Raw genomic sequence first — 25,545 nt, 5'->3', positions numbered from 1 at the left:
GACCTCATCCCCAACATGCCACAGCCGCGCCTTGCGCCGCTGATGCAGGGCTTCGCCAAGGCCGTGGCAGATGCCAACCTCTTCGTGCGAGCCAACGCCGGTTCAAAATGAGGGGATGGGTGAGGCTTTGCCCCCATAACTCACCCTATCAGAATCAAAATTATGCAAATATTTATTTTGAATCGACGGCTAGCATACGGAAACATATATTAGCTATATACTGCCAATATTGCTGGCAAGTTTTGCACCAAGAGCAAAAGATGCCGCCAATGCTGCAGATAGCGCGGTAAGCGCTGCCCAGAGTTGTTGGGGCTTTATTGATCCCACGAGTTGGCCAAGTGTCATTGTGGCGGGGTCTGACCCCGGTGCAATAGGTGCAACGGCTACTGACTTCTCCGTTCGCGTGGATATGCGGCCTCGCCAACTCTCTAGGAGGCCAACGAACGCTGGGCTGTTCAACGCCGCTGGATCTAAAGAGACCTCCTGAACATACCAGTCGTTTCCCTTCTCCAGCAGACCGTCGCAGCGGAGCCTCTCGTCAGTCAAGACGAACAGGGGAAGTCCGCGACTATATCCCATCGCAGCCTCGATCTGATTCCAGGGCGTAGGCATTGAAGTCAATTGCAAATTTTTCTGCTTCGACGTTCCTCGGCGTTCAACTCCGGTGGGGAAATAGTATCTCTCCAAGGCTATGACTAGAACACCGGCACAATCGTCCATCAGGCCCGCGACAGCCCGGAGTGGGGCATCCGTGCTAAACGTATTCCTGCCGATGGTGCAGGGGACGAGACCAACCGCACGCAGTCGATCTTCAACAGCGCTTACAAAAGCTTCCTGCGAAGGATTCAACCCGGTCCCAACGCTGACAAAGACTTTCATGGTCGCTCCCCTATGCTGGCAATTTCCATCAATGCCGACTCATTCACTGCCAAAAATTTGGAAAGGCGAGACGGATTCCGCAGGATCGCGCTTGCTATGTCCACACTCGAGGCGAAGCGGATTCGCCCGCTAGCGTTCAGCAGGCTGCTGAAAGGTCCGACCAGCCGTGAGACGTGGTGTCCACATCCGACCGCCGACCACAAGGAGATTCGGTATGATGGCGGTTTTCGGCAGCCTATTGGAGGCCCACTCTTGACCCGTGGTTCACCCGCAAACTCCTAGTTTAAGGCGCTTCGGACTCTTGGGGGGAGAGCTTGAAAGGGACAGAGCCCTCCCTCAAGGCAGCCGCCCCCGCACCCATTCCGCGATATCCCGCCGCCTGGCCACCCACACCTTCCCCTTCCGCCTCTCCAGCGCCTGCAAGATCCCCTCCACCGCCCGGAACCTTGCCGGCCGGCCGCAGATCCTCAGGTGCAGCCCGATATTCAGCAGCTTCGGCACCCCCCGCTCCCCCTCCGCGATGAGCTGGTCCAGCGCCGCCTCCGCATAGGCCACGAATTGCTCCGGCAGCACGAAGCCGTTGGGGTGGAAGAATTTCATGTCGTTGCAGTCGAGCGCGTAGGGCAGCACCAGCATCGGCCCGCCCGTCACCTCCCGATCCCAATAGGGCAGGTCGTCGTCGAAGGCGTTGCTGTCGTAGAGGTAGCCCTGCTCGGCCAGCAACTCCCGCGTCCAGGGGCTCGGGCTGCCGCGGCAGAAGAAGCCCACCGGCTGCTCCCCCGTCGCCGCCCTGATCGCCGCCGCCGCGCGCAGCAGGGCGGCCGCCTCTTCCTCCCGGCTCGTGTAGTCGGCGTTGGGGCGCCAGACCCAGCCATGGTTGGCGGCCTCATGCCCGCGGCGGGTGCATTCCGCCGCCAGCGCCGGGCTGCGTTCCACCGCGCGCCCGCACATGAAGAAGCTCGCCTTCACGCCATACCGGTCGAACGCCTCCAGGAACCGTCCCAGCCCGGCGCGCGTGCCGTAGCTGAAGATCGCCTCCTGCCCATAATCGCGGCGGCCGGGCGGGACGACGCTGATGACCTCGCCGATCCGCTCATTCTCCGGGTCGCCGGCCTCGATCGCCATCTCCGCCCCTTCCTCGTAATTCACCACCAGGGAGACGGCCACCGCCGCCCCGCCCGGCCAGTCCAGGCACGGCGGGTTGAGCCCATAGCCGACCAGGTCACGGCGCATGCGAAGCCCTCCTCGATCCGGCACCGATCTTGCACACCCCGTGCCGAGCCTGCCCAGACGGAGACGCCATGATCCGCCGCCTCGCCCTGGCCGCCGCGCTGCTCTGCGCCGCCGCCTTCCCCGCCTTCGCCCAAACTGCGCCCATCCCGCTGCGCGCCGTCGGGCATTTCTCCGCCAACACCCACCAGGTGGAGATCGAGCGCGCCTTCTACGCCCGGCTGCCGGGGGAGACCGGCATCAACCTGGCCATCACCTTCAACCCGATGGACCAGATCGGCCTGCAGGCCGCCGACGCGCTGCGCCATCTGCGCAGCGGCGCCTTCGACGTGATGGCGGTGCTGATCGGCCAGACCTCCCGCGACGAGCCCTTCTTCGACGGGCTGGACCTGATCGGCGTCTCCACCAACGTGGCCGATCTGGAGAAGGCGGTGGCGGCGGGGCGGGAGGCCTTCGACAAGCGGCTGCAGGACCGCTTCGGCGCGCATGCCCTGGCCATTTGGCCCTTCGGCCCGCAATACTTCTTCTGCAACGCCCCGGTGCGCGGCGTGGCCGATCTGCGCGGGCTGAAGGTGCGCAGCTACACCCCTTCGATGACGGCGCTGCTGCAGCATTGGGGCGCCATCCCGGTGACCTTGCAGTTCTCCGAGGTCTATCCGGCGCTGCAGCGCGGGCTGGTGGCCTGCGGCGTCACCTCCGCCGTCTCCGCCTATACCGGCAATTGGGGGGAGGTGACGACGCATGTGCTGCCGCTCTCGGTCGCCGGCGGCATTCAGGGGCATTTCATGAGCGCCGCCGCCTGGCGCCGCTTCTCCCCGCCGCAGCAGCAGGCCATCGCCGCCGCCTTCCGCAAGCTGGAGAACGAGCTGTGGGAATTCGCCAAGGTCAGCGACGCGCAATCCCTGGCCTGCCTGGAGGGCAGGCCGGACTGCACCACCCGCCGCTTCGCCAATGTCATCTCCCCGGTGCCGGCCGAGGATGATGCGCGGGTGCGGGAGGCGGTGAGCGCCGTGGTGCTGCCCACCTTCCGCGACAGTTGCAACCGCATCTGGGGCGAATGCGCCGCGGTGTGGAACCGCACCGTGGGCGCGGCGCGGGGCTACGCCATTCCCTGAGAGCCGGGGCCAGGCTCAGGGCCCGCCCTTCCCTGTCCAGCCCCGTACCGCCCCTTCGTCATGCTCGGGCCTCCGGCGCCGCCGCTGGTGCGGGCGTGGCGCATGGGACGGCCGGGTAGGCCCGGCCATGACGAAGGCGAGGAGGCGGCCGGCGAACCGCCTGCCGCGGCGATGTCAGGCCGCGATCTCCCCGATGGCCGCCTCCAGCACGTCGAGCGCCGCGGCGAAATCGGCCAGCTCCATCGCCTCCGCCGGGTTGTGGCTGCCATGCTCGTTGCGGATGAAGAGCATCGCCGTCGGCACGCCGAGGCCGGCGAAGATCAGCGCATCATGCCCGGCGCCACTGGCCATCTGGTACACCGGGACACCTGCCTTGCCGGCACCGCGCAGCAGGGCGGCGCGCAGCCCGGCATGCATCGCCGCCGGCGCCACCGGCAGCTTCCCGCCATAGTCGATGGCGACGCCGCGCTCCTCCAGCAGCCGGCCCGCCTCGCGCGCCAGCAGCGCCTCCGCCGCCGCCAGCATGGCCGGATCCTCGCTGCGGATATCCAGGGTGAAGGTGACCTTCCCCGGCACCTTGGTCACGCCCTGCATGGCGGGGTCGGTGAAGCATTCGCCCATCGTCAGCACCAAGTCGCGGCCTTCGGCCTCGATCTGCCGCCAGAAGCGCTCCAGGCTCATCGCCAGGTCGGCGACGGCCAGCACCGCATCCTGCCGCCTTTCGCGCGGCACCGCCCCGGCATGCGCCCAGGCGCCGGTCGCCGTGCAGGCGCGATACCTGATGCTCCCCCGGATGCCGGTGACCACCGCCGCGGGCATGCCTTCCGCCACCAGCACCGGCCCCTGCTCGATATGCGGCTCGATGAAGGCATGGATGCGGCCGGGGTCCAGCGAGGCGCGCCCATCGCGGATGAAGCCGGGATCGAAGCCTTCCTCCTCCATGTGCTCGGCCAGGGTCCGCCGGCTGTCGGTGCGGCGCAGCGTGTCCGGCGCATCCCTGGGCAGCAGGCCGAAGGCGGCGCGGCTGCCGAGATAGAGCATGGGGAACCACACCATCTCCTCCGCCCGGATGCCGAGGATGGTGAGGTCCCGCGGCAGGGTACGGCCTGCGGTGCGCAGCCTGGCGGCGAGGGCCAGACCCATCACCACCCCGGCGGCGCCGTCGTAATTCCCGCCATGCGGCACGGCATCCAGATGCGAGCCGATGAGCAGGGGCTTCAGGCTGCGATCGGCGCCGGGCAGGGTCATGAACAGGGTGCCGACCGGGTCGGTGCCGACCTCCAGCCCCAGCCTCCCGGCCTCGGCCCGGGCAATGGCATGGGCGGCGCGCTCCCCGGCGCCATAGCTGGCACGGCTGACGCCGGGCGGGTCCAGCGAGGCCTCACGCAGCGCCGCGAACATCGCCTCGGCCAGGGCCAGACCTGCATCCGCCATGAAGAGTTCCCTTCGTCGCGGCGCATGCTGGCGCGGCAGCTGGGAAGGGGCAATGGCAGGGTGCTACTGCCCCTCCCGGCGGGGTTGCCGCAGGGCCACGAAGCGGCGAGGCTGAGCGCTCTGATACGGGAGACCCGGAGATGCCCGATTTCGACCTCGTCATCCGCCACGGCACCATCGCCACGGCGAGCGACGTCTTCGCCGCCGATATCGGCATCATCGGCGGCCAGGTGGCGGCGCTGGGCCGCGATCTCGGCCCGGGCGTGAAGGAGATCGACGCCACCGGCAGGCTGGTGCTGCCCGGCGGCGTCGATACCCATACCCATATCGAGGAGCCGCGCGGCGGGCCGACGGTGAACGCGGATACCTTCGCCTCCGGCACCGCCTCGGCCGCGGTGGGCGGCACCACCACAATCATCGGCTTCGCCCGCCAGGCGCGCGGCGGCTCCATGGCGCAGGGCGTGGCGGAGCATCATGAGCGGGCGAGGACCGCCCGTATCGACTACTCCTTCCACATGATCCTGACCGATCCGCGGCCGGAGGTCCTGACCCAGGAGTTGCCGAAGCTGGTCGAAAGCGGCCACCGCACCTTCAAGATCTTCCTGACCTATGAGGGCGCCCGCATCTCGGATGCCGAGGCGCTGCAGGTGCTGGCCACCGCCCGCCGGCTCGGCGCCCTCACCTGCATCCATGCCGAGAATCACGAGCTGATCGATTTCTACACCAAGGCGCTGCTGGCGGCGGGGTTGGACCGGCCGAAGCACCATGCCTGGGCCAAGCCGATGATCGTGGAGCGGGAATGCGTGAACCGCGTCTGCGCCATGGCGGAGGCGCTGGACGTGCCGATCCAGGTCTTCCACGTCAGCGGCGGCGAGGCGGCGGAGGAGATCGAGCGGGCGCAGCAGCGCGGGGTGAAGGTGTGGGGCGAGACCTGCACGCAATACCTGGTCTTCACCGCCGACGACCTGGACCGCCCGGGCTTCGAGGGCGCCAAATGGCTGTGCAGCCCGGCGCCGCGCAGCACGGCGGACCAGGCGGCGCTGTGGGAGATGATCCGCCGCGGCGTCATCCAGAACGTCACCTCGGACCATGCGCCGACGCGCTATGCCGGGCCGGATGGCAAGAGCGCGGTCGGGCTAGACGCGCCCTTCACGAAAATCCCGAACGGCGTGCCGGGGCTCGCCGCGCGGCTGCCGGTGCTGTTCAGCGAGGGGGTGGTGAAGGGGCGGATCGATTTGCCGACCTTCGTCTCCATCACCGCCACCCATGCGGCGAAGCTGTTCGGCCTGCACCCGAAGAAGGGCACCATCGCGGTGGGCAGCGATGCCGACCTGGCGATCTGGGATCCGGCGAAGAAGGTGACGCTGACGGCGTCTCTCATGCAGGACGCCAATGATCACACGCCCTATGAGGGGATGGAGATCACCGGCTGGCCGGAGACGACGCTGGTGCGCGGCGTGACGGTGGTGGACCAGGGCAAGGTGCTGGCGCCGCCGGGCTTCGGGCAGTTCCTGCCCCGCGGGCCTTACGAGATGATCCAGCCGCGGGGGGTGTTCCCGGGGCCGTTCAACCCGGTGGACGGGGTGGCGGTGTAGGCTAGCGCTGCGGGGATGCCTTGCACGCCCGGGCGGGTGTCGCCAAGGGCGGGGCCGTCACGGCGGCCCGGTAAGGTGGGCCATCCCTTGGGCCGGCCGCCCCCACCCCGGCCCTCCCCCGCCAGCGGGGGAGGAAGAGGCACGTTCCCTCCCCCGCTGGCGGGGGAGGGTCAGGGTGGGGGTGGACCACAACCGGCGGGGCTGGAGCCCAACCCGGTGGGGGACAGGCAGCCGCGCCCGCCGGCACCGTGCTGCTACCCCCCATACCCCGCCCAGCGCAGCGACGCCCGCGCCAGCCCGTCGATCGTATCCGCCACCGGAAAGGGCAGCGCCGGCCCGGCGGCGATGCCGAGCGGGATTTCCGTGCAGCCCAGCACCACCGCCCGCGCGCCACGCGCGACCAGGGCGCTCGCCACCTCGGCCAGCGGCGCATAGGCCTCCGCCACCCGGCCCGCCTTCACCAGGGCAATGGCGGGGGTGACGCGGGACGCCATCTCCCCTGCATCGGGCACCAGGCAATCATAGCCCAGCCCCGCCAGCCTCTCCTGATACAGCCGCATCGCCAGGGTCGCCGCCGTGCCCATCACCCCGATCGGGCCGTCCGGCACGCCGAGACGCCGCAGCTCCGCCGCCGCGGCATCGACGATGTGCAGGATGGGCAGCGTCGTCGCCGCCTGCATCTGCGCGTACCAGCCATGGGCGGTGTTGCAGGGAATGGCGATGGCCCCCGCCCCTGCCGCCTCCAGCCCGCGCACCCCGCGCAGCAGCACGGGCAGCGGGTCCTGGCCGCCGCGCAGCCGCGCCGCGGTGCGGTCCGGCACCCGGGGGTCGGACCACAGCACCGTGGGCAGGTGCTCCTGGTCGCGCTCGACGGGCGTCAGCAGTGTCAGCCGTACCATGAAATGTGCGCTGGCCAGCGGGCCCATGCCGCCCAGCACCCCAAGCACCTTGTCCATCTTCGCCCCCACCCGCTGCGCGCCGCGGCAGGACTCTCCCGGGCGGCGGCGCCCCTGGCAAGCGCCGTGCGCCCGGCCGCCGCCGGTTCCCACCTTGGGCAGCGTCGGCGAGGGCCGGGAGCCCGACGCGTGACGCCGTCGGCGCAGAAGCCCGTCGGCACGCGGGCCGGCGCGCCGGACTGCCAGCGCGAGACGCTCTCGGCGCGCGGATCGTGGCCGTCACGCCCGGCTTCGCCGGGCAGGCCCGCCCGCGCGAGGCCCGCCCTGCCGCCGCCAGCCTCACCCCCGGCGCAGCAGCGCCTCCGTCTCCGCCGCCCGGGGCATGGCGGCGCCGGGGCGGGTGCAGGAAAGCGCAGCGGCGGCGCTGGCGCGGCGCATCGCCGCGTCCAATGGCAGGCCGCGATCCAGCGCGGCGGCCAGCACGCCGCACCAGGCATCGCCGGCGCCGGTGGTATCCACCGCCGCTACGCGGAAGGCGGGCTGGCGCAGCAGGCCGGCAGCGGTCGCCGCCTCCGCCCCCGCCTCCCCCAGCGTCACCGCCACATCCGTGCCGAACGCGCCGCGCAGCGCCGCCGCCCCCGCCGCGCAGCCGAGCTGCGCCGCCAGCCAGGCGGCCTCGGGCTGGTTGACGATGAGCAGGTCCAGCGCCGTCAGCGCCTCCCGCGCCAGCGGCGCGGCGGGGGCGAGGTTCAGCAGCAGCCGCGCCCCGGCTGCCCGGGCGCGGCGGATCAGCGCCGCGTTCTCCGCCGCCGGCACCTCCATCTGCAGCAGCAGGGTGGTGGCAGGGGAGAGCGCCGCATCCTCCACCTGCGCCGCGCGGGCGAAGCGGTTGGCGCCGCTGCCGACCGCGATCTGATTGCGCCCGGCGGGGTCCACCTGCACCGCGGCGCAGGCGGTCGGGGCATCCGCGACCCGCGCCAGGTGGGAGAGATCCACCCGCGCGGCGCGCAGCCCGGCCAGGGCGAGCTCGGCAAAGCCATCCTGTCCCACCGCCCCGACGAAGGAGACCGCGGCGCCGTCCAGCGCCGCGGCCAAGGCCTGGTTGGCGCCCTTGCCGCCCGGCAGCGGGAGGTAGGAGGGGGCGAGCACCGTCTCCCCCGGCACCGGCAGGGCGGGCAGCGCGAACACCAGATCGAGGTTGACGGAGCCGAAGACGACAACGGGCATCCGCGCATCGGACCACAGCTCGGGGCGACGGCAAACCTGGGCTGCTGGCGGGGTTGCCCTGCCCTTCCATGGCCCGCCGCATCCGCCCGAGGGCCTGGGGCAACCCCGTATCAATCTTCAGAAAAGACGAATACTCAACGAAAACAGGACGATTATCGGCGGATTCTACCACCATAGGATGCAGCCGCGTGGCGCCCGGGCGCCCTTCTACCCGCTCCGAGATCCGGCCAACCACCTCCGCGGCCGCGGAAGACGCCATGGCACTAATTCAAATTACGCCCCAATTACAATCTATTCTATGCCAATTGTCAGATTCTGCTTCAGAGTCACCAAACGCTGTGGACGAATCGACTGAAAACCTTGTGGAAATTACGAGTCCGAGGCGATTAACCCTTGCGAAACGAGTTTATTCGCGCTCTGTTATACCCGCAGGTTGCATTCACTTGGCGGGACTCTTCCAATGAGCGAGGCTTCGGCCTATTCCACCCACTACGCTCTGGACAACCTGGTCCGGACACAGCTGAAGAAATGGCCCCAGCGCCCGCCGGGGGTGGAGGCCTCCCCGAAGCAGCCGGGCACCTGGCTGCGGGGACGGCCGGGGGACCCGAGCGTCGCGGCACAACCCTTCCTGAAGCTGCCGGGCTCCAACCGCCTGCGGACCTTGCCGGACGGGCTGTGGCTGCATTTCAGCCCCTCGGCGACCGACCCCTATGTGGACATCCTCTGCATCGAGGCCTGCTCCTCGCTGCAGAACCTGCTCGACAAGCGGTCCCGCTTCGCGCCCAGCACCAGCTCCCTGCTCGCCTTCTGCCCGGTGCCCTGGCTGCTGGCGCCGGCGCAGCCGAATGACAGCCTGCCGCGCTGGAAGCTCATCCGCATGCTGAAGGCGGAACCGCAGGCGCCGCTCCTCCTGCCGGTCCGCGATGTGCGGGTGGTGTTCGGGCTGAAGGGGCGGCATTACGACGGCTTCGCCCGCAGCCAAATCGCCCAGCCGCATGAATTCTTCTGCCCGATGGAAGCGCTGATCGCCGAGAATTCGCAGGACAACCCGGACATGCGAGCGCTGATGTCGCGCGCCACGGCGGCGGCCAATTTCATGCGGCTGCCGGATTGAGAATCCCCGAACCCCCGCCGGGGACCGGACCGGTCCCCGGACCTCGGACCCCGGTGCGGGTTTCGGACCCGAGGGTTGCACCAGCAAACTCCAGGGGCCGAGGCGGGGCCTTGGCGAGGCGGGGCCTTGGCCCTGTGGGATGCAGGGGCGGGAGCCCGCGACCTGCGCCGCCCAATGCCACGCGCTGTCCGCTATCGCCCGGGATTCCTCACCCGGCGCTATTCGATGACGATGCGCGGCCCCGCCGCCGCCCCGGCGCCTGAAAGCTTCGCCCAGAGCCGTGCCGCCATCGCCGCATAGGCCTTCGCCTCCGCCGTCTCCGGCCGCGCCGCGACGATCGGCGTGCCGGCATCCGCCAGCTCCCGGATCGCCAGCTTCAGCGGCAGCTCGCCGAGGAATTCGACGCCCAGCCGCGCCGCTTCGGCCTTCGCCCCGCCATGCCCGAACACCTCCTCCCGGTGCCCGCAATTCGGGCAGCAATAATAGGACATGTTCTCGATCAGCCCGAGCACCGGCACATTCACCTTCTCGAACATCTTGATGCCCCGCCGCGCATCCAGCAGCGCCACATCCTGCGGCGTGGAGACGATGACGGCGCCGGCCAGCGGCACCCGCTGGGACATGGTGAGCTGCGCATCCCCCGTCCCCGGCGGCATGTCCACCAGCATCACGTCCAGCGCGCCCCAGGCGACCTGGCCCATCAACTGCTCCAGCGCCCCCATCACCATCGGGCCGCGCCAGATCATCGGCGTCTCGGTATCCACCAGGAAGCCGATGGACATCGCCTGCAGCCCCCAGCGCTGCAGCGGGATGATCTGCTGCCCCCCGGGGGAGCTGGCGGTGCGCGGCTTCTCCCGCGTCCCCAGCATCTGCGGCAGGGAGGGGCCGTAGATATCGGCATCCAGCAGCCCGACGCGCAGCCCCTGCGCCGCCAGCGCCACGGCGAGGTTCACGGCGGTGGTGGATTTGCCGACGCCGCCCTTGCCGGAGGCAATGGCGACGATTTTGCCGACCTCCGGCAGCAGCATCGCGCCGGAGGCGCGCGGGGAAGCATGACCCTGGCCCGGCGGCGCCTTGGGGCCGGGGCGCGGGCCATGAGCCTGGCCATGCGCCTGCGCCGCCGCCGGCCCCGCCCGCCCCGCCCCGCCCGGCTTCGGGCCCGGGGGTTCGCGATGCGCCGTCAGCACCACCGTCGCGCTCAGCACGCCCGGCACGGCAGCCGCCGCCTGCTCCGCCGCACGGCGGAGCGGCTCCATCTCCCGCGCCCGCTCCCGCGGCACGGCGAGGGCGAATTGCACGAGGCCGTCCCGCGCCGCGAGCCCCTCCACCATGCCGGCACTCACCAGGTCGCGGCCGGACACCGGGTCCTGCACCCGCCGGAGGGCCGCCGTCACCGCCTCGACCAGTTGTTCGCCCATCGCTTGAAAAGCTCCGCCCAACCGACAATATCGCGCCGAAACAGCAACCCCGCCGGGCGCCAACCGCCCTTGCGGCCGCCCGGGGGGTGACATATGGCTGGACCGACTGGACGCATCCAGCCCCCGATGCGCGGCGGATGCCGGCCGGCGGGTCCGGCCGGGACGACCAGCGGAGGCCGACACAAGCAATGGCGTTGAACAATGGCGGACCCAGCCCCTGGGGCAATCCCCGTCCGGGGGGGCCGTGGGGGACGCCTCCGCCCAGCCCGCCGGGGGGCGGCAATCGCGGGCCCGGCGGCCCCGATCTCGACGAGCTGATCCGCCGCGCGCAGGACTGGCTCCGCGGTTCGCTCGGCTGGCTGCCCCAGGGCGGCGGCAGCGGCCTCGCCGGCGGCGTGCTGCTGGTGCTGCTGCTGGGCGCCTGGGCGGCCTCCGGCATCTACCGCGTCCAGCCGGACGAGCAGGGCGTGGTGCTGCGCTTCGGCGCCTTCACCGGCACCACCCAGCCCGGCCTGAACTACCACCTGCCCTGGCCGATCGAGACCGTGCAGACCCCCCGCGTCACCACTGAGAACCTGGTCTTCATCGGCTACCGCTCCGGCGAGCAGCCGACGGTGCGCGGCCCGGTCGGGCGCGACGTGCTGGAAGAATCGCTCATGCTGACGGGCGACGAGAACATCATCGACATCGACTTCGTCGTCCGCTGGCGCATCCGCGATGCCGGCGACTTCCTGTTCAACACCCGCAACCCGGAAACCACCATCAAATCCGCGGCCGAGAGCGTGATGCGCGAGGTGATCGGCCGCACCCCGATCCAGCCGGCGCTGACCGAGGCGCGCGGGCTGATCGAGACCCAGGTGGCGCAGGGCACCCAGTCCATCATGGACCAGTACAAGGCCGGCGTCGCCATCACCCAGGTGCAGCTCCAGAAGGTGGACCCGCCGGGCGCCGTCATCGAGGCCTTCCGCGACGTGCAGCGCGCCGCGGCGGACCGCGAGCGGCAGCGGAACGAGGCCGAGGCCTACCGCAACGACATCATCCCCCGCGCCCGCGGCGAGGCGGAGCGCATGCTGCAGGAGGCCCAGGCCTTCCGCGACAGCCAGGAAGCCCGGGCGCGCGGCGAGGCGCAGCGCTTCACCCAGGTGCTCTCGGCCTATGAGCAGTCGCGCGACGTGACCATGCGGCGCATCTACCTGGAAACCATGGAGGAGATCCTGCGGCGCAACCCGAAGGTCATCGTCGATGACCGGCTGCAGGGCCTGGTGCCCTTCCTGAACCTCGGCGCCGAGGGCGCCCCGCGCGCGGCGCGCCCGGCGCCGGGCGCCGCCGCGCCCGCCCTGGGCAATCCCCCGCGCAGCACGGCGGGGGCGGCGCGATGAACCGGCTGATCGTCCTCCTGGTGGTGCTGGGCGTCATCGTCTTCGGCACCCTCTCCGCCCTCTTCACCGTGCACCAGACGCAGCAGGTGCTGATCACCCGCTTCGGCGAGCCGCGCCGGGTCATCAGCGAGCCCGGGCTGAACTGGAAGCTGCCGGTCATCGATTCGGTGATCGCCTTCGACCGCCGGCTGCTGGATTATGACGCGCCGGGGCAGGAGGTGATCCTCGGCGACCAGCGGCGGATCGTGGTGGACACCTTCACCCGCTACCGCATCACCAACCCGCTGCGCTTCTACCAGACGGTGGGCGCGACGGAGACCGGCATCCGGCTGCGGCTCGGCCCCATCGTCTCCTCCACCCTGCGCAACACGCTGGGCAGCGAGACGCTGCTCGCCGTGCTCTCGGCCGACCGCGCCCGGATCATGGGCGACATCCGCGCCCGGGTGGATCAGGAGGCGAAGAATTTCGGCATCGAGGTGACGGATGTCCGCATCCGCCGCGCCGACCTGCCGGAGGAGAACACCCAGGCCATCCTCTCCCGCATGCAATCCGAACGCGAGCGGGTGGCGCGGGAGCAGCGGGCGGAGGGCGCCGAGCAGGCCCAGCGCATCCGCGCCGCGGCGGAGCGCGACCGCACCGTGCTGATCGCCGAGGCGCAGTCCCAGGCCGAGATCCTGCGCGGCCAGGGCGAGCAGACCGCCATCCGCATCTTCGCCGACGCCTTCCAGCGGGACCCGGAATTCTTCCAGTTCTGGCGTACCATGCAGGCGATGCGCGAGGCGTTCTCGGATGGCGAATCCCGCATGCTGCTGAGCCCGGAGAGCGAGTTCTTCCGCTATTTCCGCAGCCTGCCGGAGACCGCTGCCGCCGCTGCCCCGGCCCCGAGGCCGGCCCCAGCCCCTGCCCCTGGGCCGGCGCCTGCCCCGACCCCGGCGCCGGCCCCGGCGGCGCAGCCCTGACCAGGGCGGGCCGGGCCGCGAGGCCCGCCCGTCCGCCCGATCGCCGCGACCGGAACCGCACCCCGCCGCGAGGAGATGAGGACAAGTTGATGCGCAGTTCCCCGCCCCCCCGGGCCCGGCTCGCCCCCGCCCGGCCAGCCCTGGCCCCGCTCGCCCTGACCCCACTCGCCCTGGCCCCGCTCGCCCTGGCCGCGCTGGTTGCCGCCCTGCCGATGGGCCCGGCCTTCGCCCAGGCGCCGGCCGCGCCGCAGGCAGCGCCGCCGCCGGCCGTGCCGCCGGCCGATCCCTCCGCCAACGCCCCGCCGGCCGTGCCGATGCGGGATGCCCCCTCCTCCTTCGCCCCGCTCGCCCGGCAATTGCTGCCGGCGGTGGTCAACATCTCCACCAGCCAGAACGCCGCCCGCCCGGGCCAGCGGCCGGACGCGCCGGACACCCCGCAGGCCCCGCCGGGCAGCCCCTTCGAGGAATTCTTCCGCGACTTCTTCAACCGCAACCGCCCCGGCGGGCCGGGCGGACCTGGCGCGCCGGAAGCGCCGCAGCGGCGCCAGGCCCGCGCCCTCGGCTCCGGCTTCGTCGTGGATGCGCAGAACGGCATCGTGGTGACGAACAACCACGTCATCGACGGCGCCGACGAGATCAACGTCATCCTGCAGGACAACACCAGCATCCGCGCCGAGCTGCTGGGCACTGACCCGCGCACCGACATCGCCGTGCTGAAGATCCGCACCGACAAGCCGCTGACGGCCGTGCGCTTCGGCGACAGCGACACGGCGCAGGTGGGCGACTGGGTGCTGGCGATCGGCAACCCCTTCGGCCTCGGCGGCAGCGTCACCGCGGGCATCGTCTCCGCCCGCGGGCGCAACATCAACCAGGGCCTCTATGACGACTTCATCCAGACGGATGCGGCGATCAACCGGGGCAATTCCGGCGGCCCGCTGTTCAACCTGGCCGGGCAGGTGATCGGCATCAACACCGCCATCTACTCGCCGACCGGCGGCTCCATCGGCATCGGCTTCTCCATCCCCTCCAACCTCGCGCGCAACATCGTGGCGCAGCTGCAGGATGGCGGCAGGGTGCGGCGCGGCTGGCTGGGCGTGAACATCCAGCAGGTGACGGATGAGATCGCCGAGAGCCTCGGCCTCACCGGCGGCGGCCGCGGCGCGCTGGTGGCCCGCGCCCAGGATGACGGGCCGGCGGCCAAGGGCGGCATCCGCAACGGCGACGTGATCCTCCGCTTCAACGGGCAGGAGGTGCGGGAGATGCGCAACCTGCCGCGCATCGTCGCCGATACGCCGGTGGACCGCGAGGTGCCGGTGGTGGTCTGGCGCGACGGGAAGGAGGTGACGCTCTCCGTCACCGTGGGCGAGTTGCCGGGCGAGCAGCAGCAGGCGGCGGCCTCGCCTCAGGCCCCGGCCAGCCGGCCGACCGAGCTCTCCGGCCTCGGGCTGCGGGTCGCGCCGATCTCGCCGGAGGCGCGGGAGCGCTTCAGCCTGCGGCCGGAGCAGCGCGGCGTGGTCATCATGGAGGTCTCGCCGGACAGCCCGGCGGCGGAGCGCGAGCTGCGGCCCGGCGACGTGATCGTCGAGGTGCAGCAGGAGCGGGTGAACACGCCGCAGGAGGTGCAGCAGCGGCTGGAGCAGCTCCGCCGGCAGAACCGGCCGAGCGCCCTGCTGCTGATCGAGACCCAGCAGGGCCAGCGCTTCGTTCCCCTCCGCCTCCGCGGCGGGCAGCGGGGCAATCCTTGATCCCCACGACGTCGCTTCGCGCCGTCGCGGGGGGCCCCGGGGGTCGCTCAGCGCCCAGGGCCTCGCACAGCCCGTCGCGGCGAAGCCGCGGCGGGCAGCGGGCGGTCCGGTTCCAGGGCGGGCCGGAACGGCCGGCGGGTCGGGCTAGAGCGGTTTCACGCTGACTGTGCAGCGCGAAACCGCTCTAGCTTATGGATGGTAGAGCAGATTCACGCCTCCGGGCGATGCCGCCCTCCGGCGATCTGCTCTGGTGTCCCGCTTCCGAAGTCCTGCGGACTTCGGAAGCGGGACACCAGCTTTTGTTTTCAGTGGCCTGCTTGTCCGCTGCGTTCGCTGGGAAATCCAGCGAACTTCGCGGGCAGGACCAGGACATAGCTCATTGTTCGGTCGCGTGATTCACGGTTTCGGTCGATTCGACCTCAACCAATCACGCTCTAGGGCCAACAAATAAGGGCGCCGAAGCGCCCTTTCAGACCGTGCCGATGGTGGCGATCGGGCCGGTCTATCGCATCAGTCGCAGTCGCAGCCTTCGGTCGGGCCGTCATCGCCGCGGATGACGTGGTGGTCGATCCATTCGGCGACCAGGTGCCTGGCTTCCTGCATGGAGGCTTCCGGATGGTGCACCCGGTAGATGGTGGTGCAGGCGCGGAAGGCGATCAGATCGTCCGAGCCGGCCTCGCGCAATTCGCGGTAGGCGTTGACCACGGCCCGCTCGCAGCGACGCATCCCCAGACCCGCCCCGGCGCCCAAACTCTGCATGACCGAAGCCCGCATGCCTGACACTCTCACCACCTTGCAAAATTGCGAGTCATTCGCAATCTCGGAAGACTCTACCGGCGTGTGACAGGCCGGGCAAGCCACAAACTTGCCCGGCGTACCGAACCGCCGGGGAGGCGGGCCCAGGCGGCACTGCCGCCAAGGGGCAGGGCCCCTGGTCCGGGGTATGGGGGCAAGCCCCCGTTCTGCTACCCTCCCTGCCAGGGCCGGCGAAACGGCCCGCCCGGGGGAAACCGCCATGCTCCGCCGCCGCCATCTGTTGCGGGCGATGCCCGCTGCCCTGCCCCTTCCGGCCCTTCCCGCCCTGGCCCTTCCCGCCCGGGCCCAGACCGAGCCGCCCTGGCCCAGCCGCCAGATGCGCATGGTCATCCCCTGGCCGCCCGGCCAGTCCACTGACGTCCAGGGCCGCCTCATGGCCCAGTGGCTCACCGAGCGGCTCGGCCAGCTCGTGGTGCCGGAGAACCGGCCCGGTGCCGGCGGGCAGATCGGCACCAACCTCGTCGCCAAGGCCCCGCCGGACGGCACCACCCTGCTCGCCGCCTCCATCGGCCCCATCAGCTTCAGCCCGCTGGTCCAGCGCACGCCCTACGATGTGGAGAAGGAGCTGGCGCCGGTCGCCAGCTACGGGCTCACCGCCTTCATGCTGCTGGTGCGGCCGGATTTCCCCGCCCAGGACCTGGAGGCCTTCCAGCGCCTGCTCCGCGGCGCGCCGGGGCAGCGCAGCTATGCCTCCTCCGGCGTCGGCGGGGCGCAGCACCTCGTCACCGCCCTCTACCTGGCCAGGGCGGGGCTGGAGGCGCTGCACATCCCTTTCCAGGGCAGCGCCCCGGCCATTGCCGCGCTGCTCGGCGGCAATGTGGATTTCGGCTTCGACACCCCGGCCGCGGCGCTGCGCCTGGTGCGGGAGGGCAAGCTCCGCGCCCTCGGCCTGACCACGGCCGCCCCCTCCCGCCTCATGCCGGACATCCCGCCCATCGCCGCGATCGGGGGGCCGGCGGATTACGATATCGGCGGCTGGAACGGGCTGATGGTGCCGAAGGACACGCCGGCGCTGATCGTCGAGCGGCTCTGGACCGAGGTGCGGGACGGGCTGGCGACGCCGGCGCTGCGCCAGCATTTCGAAACCATCGCGGTGGAGGTCGGCCCGCGCGGCCCGACGGAATTCCTCGCGCAATTGCGGGAGATGTGGGGGCTGTTCGGCCCCCTCATCCGCCAGCTCGGGATCCGCGCCGAGTGACCGGGACGGGGATGGGGATGAGCTGCGGATGGCCGCCCCGCCCCTCTTCTTCCGGGCGCTCCGCCAGCAGCATCACCGCGGCGCCGATCTGGATGCCGGCGAAGGTCAGGCCGCAGAAATACCACAGCAGCAGCAGCGGCCAGGGATGGCCGGCGGCCTGGCGCAGCACGCCGGCGACGCCGCCCGGGTCGGCCAGCAGCAGGGCGGCGAGGAAGAGGGTGGCGAGGCCGTAGCCGATGGCGGCGTGGCGCAGCATGAAGCGGCAGGCGGTGCAGGGTGGCATGGCGGGCTCCGGGGCAGGCGGGAGGCTGCTGCCTGGCGCGACCGCCTGGGTTGATGCAACCGCAGGCAGGACATGACCGGACTTCAGCCCGAGGCGCGAGCGGCGGCGAACGCATCGAACTCCGGAGCGTGACCGCTTGGGCCTGACCCGACCGGAAGCGTGCAGCACGCGGTCGGATCAGGAGCCGGAGCGCGAGGCGTGAGCGACGGCGAACGCATCAGGCCCTAGAGCGCGATCGCCCCGGGCGGGTTCGCCGGCCTGCACGAATCGTGTGGCCGGGCCGGGGGCCGCGGCGTCAGGCGCCGGCGGCCGGCGCGTCGGGCGGGTCCGCCGCCGCCACGCGATGCTCGAAGGTGACGGCCTTCACCAGCGCCCAGAGCGCCAGCCCCGGCCGCAGCCCCAGCCGCGCCACGCTGTCCCGCGTGACGCAGGCCAGCACCAGGCTGGGGCCGATGGCGAGTTGCAGGAACACCTCCTGCGGTGCCGGCGCCGGCTGGATGGCGGCGATGGTGGCCGGCAGCACGTTGCGGGTGGAGATGTCCCGCGGCTCGGCCAGCGCCACCGCAATGTCCCGCGCCCGCAGCCGCAGCCGCAGCCGGGTGCCAGGGGGCCCGGGCGGCAGGGTGGTAAGCAGGGCGCCGCCGGGGAAGGCCAGCCGGCTCAGCCCATCCGCCCCGGTCTCCGCCACTTGGCAGGCCAGCAGGACGCCAGCATCGCGGCGCCGGGCGAGGGGGAGGTCGGTGCGGGCGGTCAGCGCCTCCACCGGGCCGGCGGCCAGCACCCGGCCGGCTTCCAGCAGCACCAGCGCATCGGCCAGCGCATCCACCTCCTCCAGCGCATGGGTGACGTAGAGGATGGGCAGGCCGGCGGCGTCGCGCAGTCGGGCGAGGAAGGGCAGCACCTCCTGCCGCCGCGCTGCGTCCAGCGCCGCCAGAGGCTCGTCCATCAGCAGCAGGCGGGGGCGGGAGAGCAGGGCGCGGCCCAGCGCCACCCGCTGCTTCTCCCCGCCGGAAAGACGCGGCACCTGCCGCCCCAGCAGCGGGCCAAGGCCGAGCAGCGCCACCACCTCCTCAATGCCGGGGCCGGTGGCGTCGCGCGGCGCGCGGCGGAGGCCGTAGCGGAGATTCGCCGCCACGCTGAGATGCGGGAAAAGCCGCGCATCCTGGAACACCACGCCGCAGCGCCGGCGCTCCGGCGGGGTGAAGATGCCGCGCGCCGTGTCCAGCAGCGCGGCGCCGTCCAGGGCGATGCGCCCTTCCTGCGGCCGCAGCAGCCCGGCGACAGCGGCGAGGATGGTGCTCTTGCCGCAGCCGGAAGGGCCGAACAGGGCCGTCACCCCCTGGGACGGGGCGGTGAAGGCGGCCTCCAGCGCGAAGCCGGCGCGGCCGAAGCGGTGCCGCAGCGCCACCTCCAGCATCAGCCGCGGCCCAGCCAGCGATGCATGCGCCTGGCGATCAGCTCCGCCAGCAGCAGCCCGCAGACGGCGAGGGCGAAGGAGATCAGCGCCAGCCGCGCCGCGGTGGCCTCCCCGCCCGGGGTCTGGGTGGCGGCGTAGATGGCCAGCGGCAGCGTCTGGGTCTCGCCGGGGATGTTGGAGGCGAAGGTGATGACGGCGCCGAACTCGCCGAGGCCGGCGGCGAAGGCGGTGACGGCGCCGGCCAGGATGCCGGGCGACATCAGCGGCAGGGTGACGGTGAGGAAGCGGTCCACCGGCCCGGCGCCGAGGGTGCGGGCGGCGGCTTCCAGCCCGGGGTCCACCGCCTCCAGCCCCAGCCGCACGGCGCGGACGATGAGGGGGAAATTCATCACCGCCGTGGCCAGGGCGGCGCCGGCGGTGGTGAAGACCAGCCGCAGGCCGAACCATTCCTGCAGCGGCGCGCCGATCGGCCCGCGCACGCCGAACAGCAGCAGCAGCGCCCAGCCCACCACCACAGGCGGCACCACCAGGGGCAGGTGCACCAGCGCATCCAGCAGCAGGCGGCCGGGGAAGCGGCAGCGGGCCAGCACCCAGGCGGCGGCGATGGCGGGCAGCAGGTTCACCAGCACGGAGCGCGCCGCGACCTCGAGGCTGAGCCGGACGGCCTGCCATTCCTCCGGCGCAAGGCCGATCGTCACCCTTCGCCCCGGCGGGCGTGCTGCGCTGCCATGCGGTCCGGCCCCGTCGCTATCGCGGGTCGGTCATAACGAAGGCGGCGGAGCGCGTCCATAAAGGCGCTGCCCTGCGTCGCGGAAGGGGGTGGCCGAGGCCCGGCCCATGCCCCACATGGGCGGGATGCATCAGCCGCCTGTCATCCACCGATCCCCGGCACCGTTCTCGCCGGCCGCTTCGGGGCCGCCCATCGGCGGGGGTGGTGCCGCAGCGCAGGCATATGACTTGGTTGCCGCTTCGGGGCCGGGCGGCGTGGCGGCGCGGCGCGGGATGCTGCCGCTGCCGGTCGCATCGCCGGCGCCGACGGCCGGCGCGCGCCGCCCTCCCTCGGTCCCGGGCTGACCGCCATGCGCCAGGCGCTGCACCGGCTGGAGGTGGCGACGTGGGGCCGCGGCCTCACCGACATCACCGCGCCCGTCTGCCGCTTCGTGGCGGAACAGGGCATCGGCACCGGGCTGCTGACGCTGTGGTGCCGGCACACCTCCGCCTCCCTGCTGGTGCAGGAGAATGCCTCGCCCGATGTGCAGGTGGATCTGGAGGCTTTCCTGGCGCGGCTGGTCCCGGATGGCGGGGCGGAACGCTATCGCCATGCCGAGGAGGGGCCGGACGACATGCCGGCGCATATTCGCAGCATGCTGACGGCGACGCAGCTTTCCGTGCCGGTGACGGCGGGGCGGCCGGTGCTCGGCACCTGGCAGGCCATCTATCTCTACGAGCACCGGACCAGCCCGCATCGGCGGGAGGTGGTGCTGCACCTGCTGGGCGAGGCGGGCTGAGGGTTTCCCGCCTGGCCGCCTGCGGGGCCATGGCGCCGCGGGGCGGCGCTTGCAGCCCCGGGTGGCGCGCTCCCCTTCCGCAGCGAAGCCGCGGAAGGGCGATGTCGATGGCGAAGGACGGCCGGGCCGGCGCCGTGGCCCGGCGCGGCCGCCTGCGGCAGGCGCTGCTCAGCGACGGCTCCCGTCCGCCCCATGCGCCGGGACCGCCGGCGCGCCATGGTCCTCCTGGCCGCCTTGTGGCGCCGGCGCAGTCGGGCGGGCATGGCTGCTGCCCTGTCCCATCGGCGCGCCATGATCGATATGACCGCCTGACGCACCGCGGTCGCCATGGTCGCCCTGCCCCATCGACGCGCCGTGGCTGCTGTGGCCACTCGGCGGCATCCGCCCCGTCTGGCCCGCTCGGCCACCCTGCCCCATCGGCACGCCGTGGCCCGCATGGCCGCTTGGCGCTACCGGCGCGCCATGGCCCAGATGCCCACCTTGCGGCGCCGGCCCGGCCCTGCCCGCCTGGCCACCCTGCCCCGCCGGCGTACCATGGCCACCATGCCCCATCGGCACCGCCTGGCCCCCGCCATGGCCCATCCCCTCCATGCCATGGATCATGGCGGCATCGACCATCACCGCCGCCGCATCGCCGGGGTAGGCGTCGACGGCGCGGCGCATCAGCGCGATCTCCTGCGTCTGGTCGGTGACGATATCGACGCTCATCAGCGCCAGATAGCCGTTATGGCCGGCAGGATTCGCCTGGTAGGCGCGGGCCATCTCCACCGCCGCCTCATGGTGGATGGTCATCGCCTTGGCGAATTGCACGTCCCGCGCCGTCACCGGTGCCAGGGGGGTCGCCGGCCCGGGGATGGGCGTCTTGCGGAAGGCGTGTTCCCGCGCCAGCCCCTCGGTCGCCATGGGCCGCAGCTTCAGGCGCCAGAAGCCGAGGGAGAGCTCCAGCGGCGGCCGCTCCAGGTTGCGCGCCACCGCGTCCAGCATGGCGATCTCGAAGCGCTGGTTGCGGATGATGGCCTCGGCCAGGGCGCGCAGCGCCGGGCTGCCGGCCGCGGGGTCGGCCAGGTAGTCCCGGCTCATCGTCAGGGCGCCTTCATGATGCGGCCGCATGCCGGCGACGAAGGCGCGGTCGGCCTGCTCCGCCGCGGGGTCCGCCGGGCCGTACCAGGTGGTCGGGGCCGGGGTGTCGCCGGGGGTGTAATCCTCCTCGACCGCCGCCCGGGCGGCAGGGGCCAGGGCCAGCAGGCAAAGGGCGAGCAGCGAGGCGCGAAAGGCGGGCCCCTGCCTGGTCGTGGGTGTGAACATGGGTGTGGTCATGGGGTCGTGTCCGGTCATGGCCAGCCGGCTGGCCGGCGCCGTGGCGGCGCACGGGGCCTGCGCGGCAGGGCCGAGAGTTGGGAAGAACGCGGGGAAGCCGGGGTCAGGCCGGCAGGCGGGGCGGCGGCAGGGCCGGCGGGATCTCGATGCCGATCCCGCGCGCGGCAAAGCCGGGCGGCCGGAGGAGCGCCATCGGGGCGGCGCGCCCCGGCAGCGGCGCCGCCTCGGGCAGGGCCGCCAGCATCGGGCAGCCCAGGCCGAGGCAGCAGCCGAGCAGCATCGGCCCATGCGGCTGCGGCGGCTTGGGTGGGCCGTCCGGCACAGCGGCTTTGGTGGCGTGATGCGCCATGCCGCAATCGCTGGCGAGACCCGCCTCCCTCCCCGCCCCCGGCCCGGGCGGCTGGCCGCTATCGGCCTGGCCGCTATCGGCCCCTGGGCCCTGGCCCGGCGCGGCCGAGGCCGCCGGCAGGGGCGGCTGGATGGCGAGCAGGAGCAGCAGCAGCGCCAAGCCCCGCGCCGCCCGCCGCACCCAGCCTTGCCGGCCCCTCGGCATCGGGTTCCTTCCTCGTCTCAGCCCGCCGGGGCGGCGGCCGGCACCGCCCGCCGCGCGCGGCCCCTCGGCCCGGCAGCGGCCGGGCGGCCGGTCTCCAGCTCCTCGAGGATCGGGCAGTCCGGGTGCTGGTCGCCATGGCAGCTTCCGGCCAGGGCGCGCAGCCGGTCCCGCATCGCGGTCAGCTCGGCGATGCGGCCATCCAGCTCCGCCACATGCTCCAGCGCGATGCGCTTCACATCGGCGCTTGACCGGTCCCGGTCATGCCAGAGCCCGACCAGCAGGCGGATGCGCTCCAGGGAGAGGCCGAGGTCGCGGCCACGGCGGATGAAGCGCAGGGTCTGGACGTCGGCCTCGGTATAGCGGCGGTAGCCGGCGGGGCTGCGGCCGGCCCGCGGCATCAGCCCGATCTCCTCGTAATAGCGCAGCATCTTGGCCGAGATGCCGGATGCCGCCGCCGCCTGCCCGATATTCACCTGCGCCTCCTGCCGGAGGCCAGGGCCTCCATGCCTTGGGGAAAATGAGGGTTGCCATGATGGGAAGGTCAAGATGGGCGAAAGCGGGCGGGGCGGGTCTTGACCCTCCCATGATGGGAAGCCCCATCTCCGCCCCGCATCAGGCAGCCCGGCCCGGCCGGGCGAAAAGGGCAGCGGCGGCATGAAGGGCGATGACGGCATGGCGGGCAAGGGCACGGCCCGGCACGGGATGGGCTGCTGCGGCGGCGCGTCCGGCGCGGCGAAGGACCCGGTCTGCGGGATGGGCGTCGATCTCGCCACCACCCCGCACAAGGCCGAGCATGCGGGCCGGACCTATGGCTTCTGCTCCGCCGGCTGCCGCACGAAATTCCTGGCCGATCCGGATCGCTATCTGAAGCCGGCCGAGGCCCCGGGCAAGGTGAAGGACCCGGTCTGCGGGATGGACGTCGATCTCGCCACCACCCCGCACAAGGCCGAGCATGCGGGCCGGACCTACGGCTTCTGCTCCGCCGGCTGCCGCACGAAATTCCTGGCCGATCCGGATCGCTATCTGAAGCCGGCCGAGGCCGCGGGCAAGGTGAAGGACCCGGTCTGCGGGATGGACGTCGATCTCGCCACCACCCCGCACAAGGCCGAGCATGCGGGCCGGACCTACGGCTTCTGCTCCGCCGGCTGCCGCACAAAATTCCTCGCCGACCCGGATCGCTATCTCGGCCCGCCCCGGCCGGCGCTGCGGGCCGAGGCGGTGGCGCCGGGCACCATCTACACCTGCCCGATGCATCCGGAGATCCGGCAGGCCGGGCCCGGAAGCTGCCCGCTCTGCGGCATGGCGCTGGAGCCGGAGACGCCTTCCGCCGAAGCGGGCCCCAACCCGGAGCTGGTGGATTTCACCCGCCGCTTCTGGATCGGGCTGGCGCTGACCCTGCCGGTCTTTGTCCTGGAGATGGGCGGGCATCTGGCCGGCATCCATCTGCTGCCGCAGGCCCTGTCCAATTGGGTGCAGCTCCTGCTGGCCACGCCGGTGGTGCTCTGGGCGGGCTGGCCCTTCCTGGCGCGGGGCTGGCAGTCGGTGGCGAATCACAGCCTCAACATGTTCACCCTGATCGGCCTCGGCACCGCCGTCGCCTGGGGGTTCAGCCTGGTGGCGACGGTGGCGCCCGGCCTCTTCCCCCCCGCCTTCCGCGGCCATGACGGCAGCGTCGCGGTCTATTTCGAGGCCGCCGCGGTCATCACCGTGCTGGTCCTGCTCGGCCAGATCCTGGAGCTGCGGGCGCGGGAGCGGACCGGCGGCGCGCTGCGCGCCCTGCTCGACCTGGCGCCCGCCCAGGCACGCCGCCTCGGCGCCGATGGCACGGAGGCGGAGATCCCGCTGGCCGAGGTGGCGGTGGGGGACCGGCTGCGCGTCCGCCCCGGCGAGAAGGTGCCGCTGGATGGCAGCGTCCTCGAAGGCGCCAGCCATGTCGATGAAAGCATGGTCACCGGCGAACCCGCCCCCGTCGCCAAGGCGAAGGGCGACGCCGTCATCGGCGGCACGCTGAACGGCCAGGGCAGCTTCGTCATGCGGGCGGAGAAGGTGGGGCAGGACACGATGCTCGCCCGCATCGTGCAGATGGTGGCGCAGGCCCAGCGCTCCCGCGCGCCGATCCAAAGGCTGGCCGACCAGGTGGCGGGCTGGTTCGTGCCGGCGGTGGTGGCGGTGGCGGTGCTGGCCTTCGCCGCCTGGGCGCTGTGGGGGCCGGAGCCGCGGCTGGCCTTCGCGCTGGTGGCGGCGGTCTCGGTGCTGATCATCGCCTGCCCCTGTGCGCTGGGCCTCGCCACGCCGATGTCCATCATGGTGGGCGTCGGGCGCGGCGCCCAGGCGGGGGTGCTGATCCGCAATGCCGAGGCGCTGGAGCGGCTGGAGCGGATCGACACGCTGGTGGTGGACAAGACCGGCACGCTGACCGAGGGCAAGCCGGCCCTGGTGGCGCTGCAGACAGCGCCGGGGGTCGAGGAGGCGGAGCTGCTGCGCCTCGCCGCCGCGCTGGAGCAGCCCAGCCAGCACCCGCTGGCCGCCGCCGTGCTGGCCGGTGCCAAGGCGCGCGGCCTGGCGGTGCCGGCGGTGGAGGGGTTCGAGGCGCCTGCCGGGCTGGGCGTGACCGGGATGGTGGAGGGCCAGGCCCTGGCGCTCGGCAATGCCCGGCTGATGGCGCAGCGCGGCGTAGCCCTGGGAGCGCTAGAAGCGGCGGCGGCGCAGCACCGCGCGGCGGGGGCGACGGTGTTCTTCCTCGCCGCCGGGGACCGGGCGCTGGGGCTGCTGGCGGTGGCGGATCCGGTGAAGCCCAGCACGCCCCTCGCCCTGGCCGGGCTGGCGGCGGAGGGCATCCGCGTGGTGATGCTGACCGGCGACAACCGCGCCACGGCGGCGGCGGTGGCGCAGCGCCTGGGCATTGCCGAGGTGGTGGCGGAGGTGCTGCCGGCGGCCAAGCAGCAGGCGGTGGAGCGGCTGCGCGGAGAAGGCCGCCGCGTCGCCATGGCCGGCGACGGGGTGAATGACGCGCCCGCCCTGGCGGCGGCGGAGGTCGGCATCGCCATGGGCACCGGCACGGATGTGGCGATCGAGAGCGCCGGCGTCACGCTGCTGGGCGGCGACCTGATGGGGCTGCTGCGGGCCCGGCGGCTCTCCCGGGCGGTGATGCGCAACATCCGGCAGAACCTGGCCTTCGCCTTCATGTACAACCTGGCGGGCGTGCCCCTGGCCGCCGGCGTGCTCTACCCGGTCTTCGGCCTGCTGCTCTCGCCGCCCTTCGCGGCGGCCGCGATGGCGCTGTCCTCGGTGAGCGTGGTCGGCAATGCGTTGCGGCTGCGGCGGGTGGCGCTGGGCTAGGGTCTGTTGAGATTTGGGATTTGCGACCTGTGCGAGATGTGATTCAAGCTCTGGATGGAGCGATTCGTTCTGACTGACGCGCAATGGGCGAAGATGGAACCGCACTGCCTGGGCAAGCTGGGT

21 protein-coding genes are annotated in these 25,545 nt (G+C 72.2%); 9 read left to right on the top strand and 12 right to left on the bottom strand.

Annotated elements, in window-relative coordinates:
* Positions 1-1,215: 1,215 nt before the first annotated feature.
* The gene (locus tag E5N76_RS28520) at positions 1,216-2,112 is read right to left on the bottom strand and encodes a polysaccharide deacetylase family protein (protein WP_149541373.1); all 897 of its coding nucleotides are present in this window, start codon (positions 2,110-2,112) and stop codon (positions 1,216-1,218) included.
* Positions 2,113-2,180: 68 nt separating this feature from the next.
* Here E5N76_RS28520 and E5N76_RS28515 point away from each other — a divergent pair, with 68 nt between their 5' ends.
* A complete protein-coding gene (locus E5N76_RS28515; RefSeq protein ID WP_149541372.1) occupies positions 2,181-3,224 on the top strand; it encodes a TRAP transporter substrate-binding protein in 1,044 nt (347 codons plus the stop codon).
* A gap of 174 nt (positions 3,225-3,398) precedes the next feature.
* On the opposite strand, the gene E5N76_RS28510 is transcribed toward E5N76_RS28515, so the two are convergent.
* The gene (locus E5N76_RS28510; protein ID WP_149541371.1) at positions 3,399-4,658 is read right to left on the bottom strand and encodes a Zn-dependent hydrolase; all 1,260 of its coding nucleotides are present in this window, start codon (positions 4,656-4,658) and stop codon (positions 3,399-3,401) included.
* Between the two features lie 140 nt (positions 4,659-4,798).
* Between E5N76_RS28510 and hydA the strand changes: the two genes are divergently transcribed.
* Positions 4,799-6,253 carry a dihydropyrimidinase gene (hydA, locus tag E5N76_RS28505; RefSeq protein ID WP_149541370.1) on the top strand — a complete coding sequence of 485 codons (1,455 nt, stop codon included), beginning with the start codon at positions 4,799-4,801 and terminating at the stop codon, positions 6,251-6,253.
* Between the two features lie 254 nt (positions 6,254-6,507).
* On the opposite strand, the gene cuyB is transcribed toward hydA, so the two are convergent.
* Together cuyB and E5N76_RS28495 are read right to left on the bottom strand one after the other, a co-directional pair.
* Complete coding sequence (gene cuyB, locus E5N76_RS28500) at positions 6,508-7,209, bottom strand: cysteate racemase (RefSeq protein WP_149541369.1); 702 nt, start codon at positions 7,207-7,209, stop codon at positions 6,508-6,510.
* 279 nt (positions 7,210-7,488) lie between these two features.
* Entirely contained in the window at positions 7,489-8,376 is an 888-nt protein-coding gene (locus E5N76_RS28495; RefSeq protein ID WP_149541368.1) for a PfkB family carbohydrate kinase, read from the bottom strand.
* A 460-nt stretch (positions 8,377-8,836) separates the two neighbouring features.
* On the opposite strand from E5N76_RS28495, the gene E5N76_RS28490 reads away from it, so the two are divergent.
* Entirely contained in the window at positions 8,837-9,490 is a 654-nt protein-coding gene (locus E5N76_RS28490) for a hypothetical protein (RefSeq protein ID WP_149541367.1), read from the top strand.
* Between the two features lie 218 nt (positions 9,491-9,708).
* On the opposite strand, the gene E5N76_RS28485 is transcribed toward E5N76_RS28490, so the two are convergent.
* Positions 9,709-10,908 carry an Mrp/NBP35 family ATP-binding protein gene (locus E5N76_RS28485; RefSeq protein WP_149541366.1) on the bottom strand — a complete coding sequence of 400 codons (1,200 nt, stop codon included), beginning with the start codon at positions 10,906-10,908 and terminating at the stop codon, positions 9,709-9,711.
* Between the two features lie 188 nt (positions 10,909-11,096).
* Here E5N76_RS28485 and hflK point away from each other — a divergent pair, with 188 nt between their 5' ends.
* From hflK to E5N76_RS28470, 3 genes are all read left to right on the top strand, one after another.
* Positions 11,097-12,287: an FtsH protease activity modulator HflK gene (hflK, locus tag E5N76_RS28480; protein WP_149541365.1), complete on the top strand. Its 1,191-nt coding sequence runs from the start codon at positions 11,097-11,099 to the stop codon at positions 12,285-12,287.
* Positions 12,284-13,246 carry a protease modulator HflC gene (hflC, locus tag E5N76_RS28475; RefSeq protein WP_149541364.1) on the top strand — a complete coding sequence of 321 codons (963 nt, stop codon included), beginning with the start codon at positions 12,284-12,286 and terminating at the stop codon, positions 13,244-13,246. Before hflK ends, hflC begins: the two co-directional genes overlap by 4 nt.
* A gap of 89 nt (positions 13,247-13,335) precedes the next feature.
* Complete coding sequence (locus tag E5N76_RS28470) at positions 13,336-14,991, top strand: DegQ family serine endoprotease (RefSeq protein ID WP_149541363.1); 1,656 nt, start codon at positions 13,336-13,338, stop codon at positions 14,989-14,991.
* 510 nt (positions 14,992-15,501) lie between these two features.
* On the opposite strand, the gene E5N76_RS28465 is transcribed toward E5N76_RS28470, so the two are convergent.
* A complete protein-coding gene (locus E5N76_RS28465; RefSeq protein WP_149541376.1) occupies positions 15,502-15,717 on the bottom strand; it encodes a hypothetical protein in 216 nt (71 codons plus the stop codon).
* Positions 15,718-16,006: 289 nt separating this feature from the next.
* Here E5N76_RS28465 and E5N76_RS28460 point away from each other — a divergent pair, with 289 nt between their 5' ends.
* The gene (locus tag E5N76_RS28460) at positions 16,007-17,005 is read left to right on the top strand and encodes a Bug family tripartite tricarboxylate transporter substrate binding protein (RefSeq protein WP_149541362.1); all 999 of its coding nucleotides are present in this window, start codon (positions 16,007-16,009) and stop codon (positions 17,003-17,005) included.
* Here E5N76_RS28460 and E5N76_RS28455 read toward each other — a convergent pair.
* From E5N76_RS28455 to modB, 3 genes are all read right to left on the bottom strand, one after another.
* Complete coding sequence (locus E5N76_RS28455; RefSeq protein ID WP_149541361.1) at positions 16,974-17,288, bottom strand: hypothetical protein; 315 nt, start codon at positions 17,286-17,288, stop codon at positions 16,974-16,976. The two genes, E5N76_RS28460 and E5N76_RS28455, sit on opposite strands and share 32 nt — an antisense overlap.
* Before the next feature lie 295 nt (positions 17,289-17,583).
* Positions 17,584-18,705 (bottom strand): molybdenum ABC transporter ATP-binding protein, encoded by a 1,122-nt coding sequence (gene modC / locus E5N76_RS28450; RefSeq protein WP_149541360.1) that lies wholly within the window; start codon positions 18,703-18,705, stop codon positions 17,584-17,586.
* Entirely contained in the window at positions 18,705-19,403 is a 699-nt protein-coding gene (modB, locus tag E5N76_RS28445; RefSeq protein ID WP_149541359.1) for a molybdate ABC transporter permease subunit, read from the bottom strand. The genes modC and modB overlap by 1 nt, the downstream gene beginning before the upstream one ends.
* A 381-nt stretch (positions 19,404-19,784) precedes the next feature.
* Between modB and E5N76_RS28440 the strand changes: the two genes are divergently transcribed.
* On the top strand, positions 19,785-20,213 hold the full coding sequence (locus E5N76_RS28440; protein ID WP_149541358.1) for a secondary thiamine-phosphate synthase enzyme YjbQ: 429 nt from the start codon (positions 19,785-19,787) through the stop codon (positions 20,211-20,213).
* A gap of 168 nt (positions 20,214-20,381) precedes the next feature.
* Here the strand turns inward: E5N76_RS28440 and E5N76_RS28435 are convergent, their stop codons facing one another.
* From E5N76_RS28435 to cueR, 3 genes are all read right to left on the bottom strand, one after another.
* Positions 20,382-21,518 (bottom strand): DUF305 domain-containing protein, encoded by a 1,137-nt coding sequence (locus tag E5N76_RS28435; protein ID WP_187830467.1) that lies wholly within the window; start codon positions 21,516-21,518, stop codon positions 20,382-20,384.
* A gap of 115 nt (positions 21,519-21,633) precedes the next feature.
* Positions 21,634-22,083, bottom strand: a complete 450-nt coding sequence (locus tag E5N76_RS29935; protein WP_187830466.1) for a hypothetical protein — start codon at positions 22,081-22,083, stop codon at positions 21,634-21,636.
* A gap of 17 nt (positions 22,084-22,100) precedes the next feature.
* Positions 22,101-22,556 (bottom strand): Cu(I)-responsive transcriptional regulator, encoded by a 456-nt coding sequence (gene cueR / locus E5N76_RS28430; RefSeq protein ID WP_187830465.1) that lies wholly within the window; start codon positions 22,554-22,556, stop codon positions 22,101-22,103.
* A gap of 181 nt (positions 22,557-22,737) precedes the next feature.
* Between cueR and E5N76_RS28425 the strand changes: the two genes are divergently transcribed.
* Positions 22,738-25,422, top strand: a complete 2,685-nt coding sequence (locus E5N76_RS28425; protein ID WP_235907952.1) for a heavy metal translocating P-type ATPase — start codon at positions 22,738-22,740, stop codon at positions 25,420-25,422.
* Positions 25,423-25,545: the final 123 nt, after the last annotated feature.

The organism is Siccirubricoccus phaeus (genome assembly GCF_008360935.1).
Taxonomy (GTDB): domain Bacteria; phylum Pseudomonadota; class Alphaproteobacteria; order Acetobacterales; family Acetobacteraceae; genus Siccirubricoccus; species Siccirubricoccus phaeus.
This window is presented reverse-complemented; position numbering and strand designations above follow the sequence as displayed.

Bases quoted from the DNA above. Each gene is read 5' to 3' on its own strand.
- E5N76_RS28520 (WP_149541373.1), bottom strand. From the start codon at position 2,112: ATGCGCCGTGACCTGGTCGGCTATGGGCTCAACCCGCCGTGCCTGGAC.
- E5N76_RS28515 (WP_149541372.1), top strand. From the start codon at position 2,181: ATGATCCGCCGCCTCGCCCTGGCCGCCGCGCTGCTCTGCGCCGCCGCC.
- E5N76_RS28510 (WP_149541371.1), bottom strand. From the start codon at position 4,658: ATGGCGGATGCAGGTCTGGCCCTGGCCGAGGCGATGTTCGCGGCGCTG.
- hydA (WP_149541370.1), top strand. From the start codon at position 4,799: ATGCCCGATTTCGACCTCGTCATCCGCCACGGCACCATCGCCACGGCG.
- cuyB (WP_149541369.1), bottom strand. From the start codon at position 7,209: ATGGACAAGGTGCTTGGGGTGCTGGGCGGCATGGGCCCGCTGGCCAGC.
- E5N76_RS28495 (WP_149541368.1), bottom strand. From the start codon at position 8,376: ATGCCCGTTGTCGTCTTCGGCTCCGTCAACCTCGATCTGGTGTTCGCG.
- E5N76_RS28490 (WP_149541367.1), top strand. From the start codon at position 8,837: ATGAGCGAGGCTTCGGCCTATTCCACCCACTACGCTCTGGACAACCTG.
- E5N76_RS28485 (WP_149541366.1), bottom strand. From the start codon at position 10,908: ATGGGCGAACAACTGGTCGAGGCGGTGACGGCGGCCCTCCGGCGGGTG.
- hflK (WP_149541365.1), top strand. From the start codon at position 11,097: ATGGCGTTGAACAATGGCGGACCCAGCCCCTGGGGCAATCCCCGTCCG.
- hflC (WP_149541364.1), top strand. From the start codon at position 12,284: ATGAACCGGCTGATCGTCCTCCTGGTGGTGCTGGGCGTCATCGTCTTC.
- E5N76_RS28470 (WP_149541363.1), top strand. From the start codon at position 13,336: ATGCGCAGTTCCCCGCCCCCCCGGGCCCGGCTCGCCCCCGCCCGGCCA.
- E5N76_RS28465 (WP_149541376.1), bottom strand. From the start codon at position 15,717: ATGCGTCGCTGCGAGCGGGCCGTGGTCAACGCCTACCGCGAATTGCGC.
- E5N76_RS28460 (WP_149541362.1), top strand. From the start codon at position 16,007: ATGCTCCGCCGCCGCCATCTGTTGCGGGCGATGCCCGCTGCCCTGCCC.
- E5N76_RS28455 (WP_149541361.1), bottom strand. From the start codon at position 17,288: ATGCCACCCTGCACCGCCTGCCGCTTCATGCTGCGCCACGCCGCCATC.
- modC (WP_149541360.1), bottom strand. From the start codon at position 18,705: ATGCTGGAGGTGGCGCTGCGGCACCGCTTCGGCCGCGCCGGCTTCGCG.
- E5N76_RS28440 (WP_149541358.1), top strand. From the start codon at position 19,785: ATGCGCCAGGCGCTGCACCGGCTGGAGGTGGCGACGTGGGGCCGCGGC.
- E5N76_RS28435 (WP_187830467.1), bottom strand. From the start codon at position 21,518: ATGTTCACACCCACGACCAGGCAGGGGCCCGCCTTTCGCGCCTCGCTG.
- E5N76_RS29935 (WP_187830466.1), bottom strand. From the start codon at position 22,083: ATGCCGAGGGGCCGGCAAGGCTGGGTGCGGCGGGCGGCGCGGGGCTTG.
- E5N76_RS28425 (WP_235907952.1), top strand. From the start codon at position 22,738: ATGAAGGGCGATGACGGCATGGCGGGCAAGGGCACGGCCCGGCACGGG.